The 3,091-nt window shown below is 61.4% G+C and carries 3 protein-coding genes; 1 reads left to right on the forward strand and 2 read right to left on the reverse strand.

From position 1 onward, the window contains the following. The coding region (locus WBV42_RS20330) for a helicase-related protein (RefSeq protein WP_423987649.1) at positions 1-645 on the forward strand (645 nt) is incomplete at its 5' end. 5 nt (positions 646-650) lie between these two features. On the opposite strand, the gene WBV42_RS20335 is transcribed toward WBV42_RS20330, so the two are convergent. Both WBV42_RS20335 and WBV42_RS20340 read right to left on the reverse strand, forming a co-directional pair. After that, entirely contained in the window at positions 651-1,745 is a 1,095-nt protein-coding gene (locus WBV42_RS20335) for an SPFH domain-containing protein (RefSeq protein ID WP_423987650.1), read from the reverse strand. A gap of 94 nt (positions 1,746-1,839) precedes the next feature. Then, positions 1,840-2,958: an SPFH domain-containing protein gene (locus WBV42_RS20340; RefSeq protein WP_423987651.1), complete on the reverse strand. Its 1,119-nt coding sequence runs from the start codon at positions 2,956-2,958 to the stop codon at positions 1,840-1,842. Positions 2,959-3,091 lie beyond the last annotated feature (133 nt).

The following is a 3,091-nucleotide window of genomic DNA, read 5'->3' on the forward strand; positions in this document are numbered from 1 at the left end:
GCCGAGGACCTCACGGAGTATCTGGAGGAGGCGGGCGTGGCAGTCGAGTACATGCACGACGAGACGGACACGCTCGAACGGCACGAACTCGTCCGCGGACTCAGGTTGGGCGAGTTCGACGTGCTCGTCGGCATCAACCTGCTCCGCGAAGGGTTGGACATCCCGGAAGTGTCGATGGTGGCCATCCTCGACGCCGATCAGCAGGGCTTCCTGCGCTCGGAGACCGCCCTCGTCCAGACGATGGGGCGGGCGGCCCGGAACGTCAACGGCGAAGTCATCCTTTATGCCGACGAGGTGACGGACGCGATGGAGAGCGCGATGGACGAAACCCAACGCAGGCGGCAGATTCAACAGGAGTTCAACGAGGAACACGGAAACACGCCCGAAACCATTCAGAAAGAGGTCTCGGAGGCGAATCTTCCGGGGAGCAAGACGGACACGGGCGGTATCTCACGGAGTGAACCGGAGACGGACGAGGAAGCTGCCGAGCAGATTCAGCAACTCGAAGACCGCATGGAGGAGGCCGCGAATAACTTAGAATTCGAACTGGCCGCCGACATCCGTGACCGGATCCGCGCCATCCGCGAGGAGTTCCACATGGACGAGGAGATGGGCGGCGTCGAACCCGAACGCGGGGAGTTCTAAAGGGATTAGTCGGACGGTTCCGGGCGCTCCCCGTCGAGTTCGACCAGCATTTCGTCCACGTCGTCCAGTCCCAGCAGTTCGCGCGTCTCCGTGTCGAATGTATTCGATTCGAGGAGGATGGTGTCCTCGCGCACGTCGCTTCCGGAGAGGTGTTTGCCGTAGCGACCCAACAGCGAGGAGAGTTCCTGTGGGAAGACGAACGTTGACGACTTGCTCTCGCCGACGCTCCGAAGCGTTTCGAGTCCGCGGTCGATGACGGCCCGCTCGCCCATCGATTCGGCGGACTTCGCACGAAGCACGGTCGAAACGGCGTCCCCCTGCGCTTCGAGGATTTGGCTCTGTTTTTCACCCTGTGCCCGTGTGATGTTCGCCACCTTCTCTCCCTCCGCACGTTCGATGGCACCGCGGCGTCGGCCTTGCGCTTCGAGAATCATGGCGCGGCGTCTGCGTTCCGCGCTGGTCTGTTGTTCCATCGCGCCGACGACGGAACGGCTCGGCATCACTTCGCGCACTTCGACGCTCTCCACGCGAATCCCCCACTCGTCGGTCGGGGGGTCGATCTCCTCCCGGATTCGGGTGTTGATGACGTCGCGGCGCGACAGCGTCTCGTCCAGTTTCATGTCGCCGAGGACGGCCCTGAGCGTCGTCTGCCCGAGGTTCGAGACGGCGCGCTCGTAATCGTTGACGCCGAGAAACGCCCGCTTTGCGTCCATCACGCGAACGTAGAGGACGGCGTCGGCGATGACGGGCGAGTTGTCCTCCGTGATCGCCTCCTGTTTCGGCACGTCGAACACGAGGGTTCGCATGTCGAAGCGGTGAGTCGCGCTCACGAACGGCGGGACGAAGTGAATGCCGGGGTCGAGGACGGTTCGATACTCGCCGAACACGGTCAGGACGCGTTTCTCGTACGGCCCGACGATTTCGATGGCGCTGTTGACCGTGGCCGCCGCGAGGACGAGGATGAGAAGTCCCGCTATCGCCGTCGTGTCGAGAAACGGAAGCGCGAGAAAGAAGAACCCGACGAATCCGACGGCTAACAGGGACTTCCCTGCACTGGCCCCCGACGAGAGTTTGCCGAGGGTGTAGAAGGGGTTGTCCATGTGAAAGGTTACGCCACGAGTCGCTTAACAGTTACGTGCTAACAAACCACATTGTCGGCGTGAATCCAACGTCGCCGCGGGGAAAATAGAAGTCCTACTCCGCCTCGACGGGTTCCACCGGCTTGGGTTCCGGTTCGTCCGGCGATTCGAGTTCCGCCAGCGTCTCGTCGATATCGTCCAAACCGAGCAGCGTTTTGGTTTCGGCGTCGAACTCCTTGCTCTCCAGTTGAGCGCCGTCCTCGCGCACGTCGCTTCCAGTGAGGTGTTTGCCGTAGCGACCGAGCGTGGAGGTGAGTTCCTGCGGGAGGACGAATTTCGTCGATTTGCCCTCACCGATGGCTTGGAGCGTCTCCATTCCCTTCTCGATGACGGCGCGTTCGCCCATCGCCTCGGCGGATTTCGCGCGGAGCGTGGTGGCGACCGCATCACCCTGTGCGGTGATGATGTCGCTCTGTTTTTTCCCCTGTGCGCGGATGATGTTCGACGTCTTCTCACCCTCCGCACGCTCGATGGCGCTGTGTCGTTCCCCCTGTGCTTCGAGAATCATGGCGCGGCGTCTGCGTTCCGCGCTGGTTTGTTGTTCCATCGCCTCGACGACGGTGGGGCTTGGCATGACTTCCTGCACTTCGACGCTTTCGACGTGAACGCCCCATTCGTCCGTCGGCGGATCGATCTCCTTGCGAATCCGCGCGTTGATTTCGTCGCGGCGCGACAGCGTCTCGTCGAGACTCATGTCGCCGAGGACGGCCCTGAGCGTCGTCTGCCCGAGGTTCGAAACCGCACGGCGGTAGTCATCGACTTCGAGATACGCCTTCTTCGCGTCCGTGACGCGGACGTAGATGACGGCGTCGGCCATCAGCGGCGAGTTGTCCTCCGTGATCGCTTCCTGTTTCGGCACGTCGAGCATGTGTGTCCGCATGTCGAAACTGTGGGTCGCGCTCACGAACGGCGGGATAAAGTGGAGTCCCGGACCGAGCAGTCCCCGGAAATCCCCGAAGACGACGAGGGCGCGTTTTTCGTACGCACCGACTATCTCGACGGCGCTGTTGATGGCGACGACCACGAGTGCGAGCAGGAGGAAGCCAACGATTTCGACGCCGTTGAGCGTCGGAAGGAAAAAGAGGAAGACGAGGAGGGCGGCGACTGCAAAGAGGAGTTTCAAGAGCCCGGAGCCTCCCGAAATCTTCCCCAGTTTGTAGAATGGATGTTCCATACTCGAACAGAGAGACACCAGTCGTTTAACATTTTTGTGTCATTCGACATCATGGTACTGAAGCGGAGACGGTGGAGAAAGAAACGAAGTGGGGAAACCCGGCCGTATCGGAACTATCGAGGATGTATAATCC

It is taken from the genome of Haladaptatus sp., assembly GCF_049589095.1.
In the GTDB taxonomy this organism is placed as follows: Archaea; Halobacteriota; Halobacteria; order Halobacteriales; family Haladaptataceae; genus Haladaptatus.

Excerpts from the sequence above, each read along its gene's own strand:
- WBV42_RS20335 (WP_423987650.1), bottom strand. The coding sequence starts at position 1,745 with ATGGACAACCCCTTCTACACCCTCGGCAAACTCTCGTCGGGGGCCAGT.
- WBV42_RS20340 (WP_423987651.1), bottom strand. The coding sequence starts at position 2,958 with ATGGAACATCCATTCTACAAACTGGGGAAGATTTCGGGAGGCTCCGGG.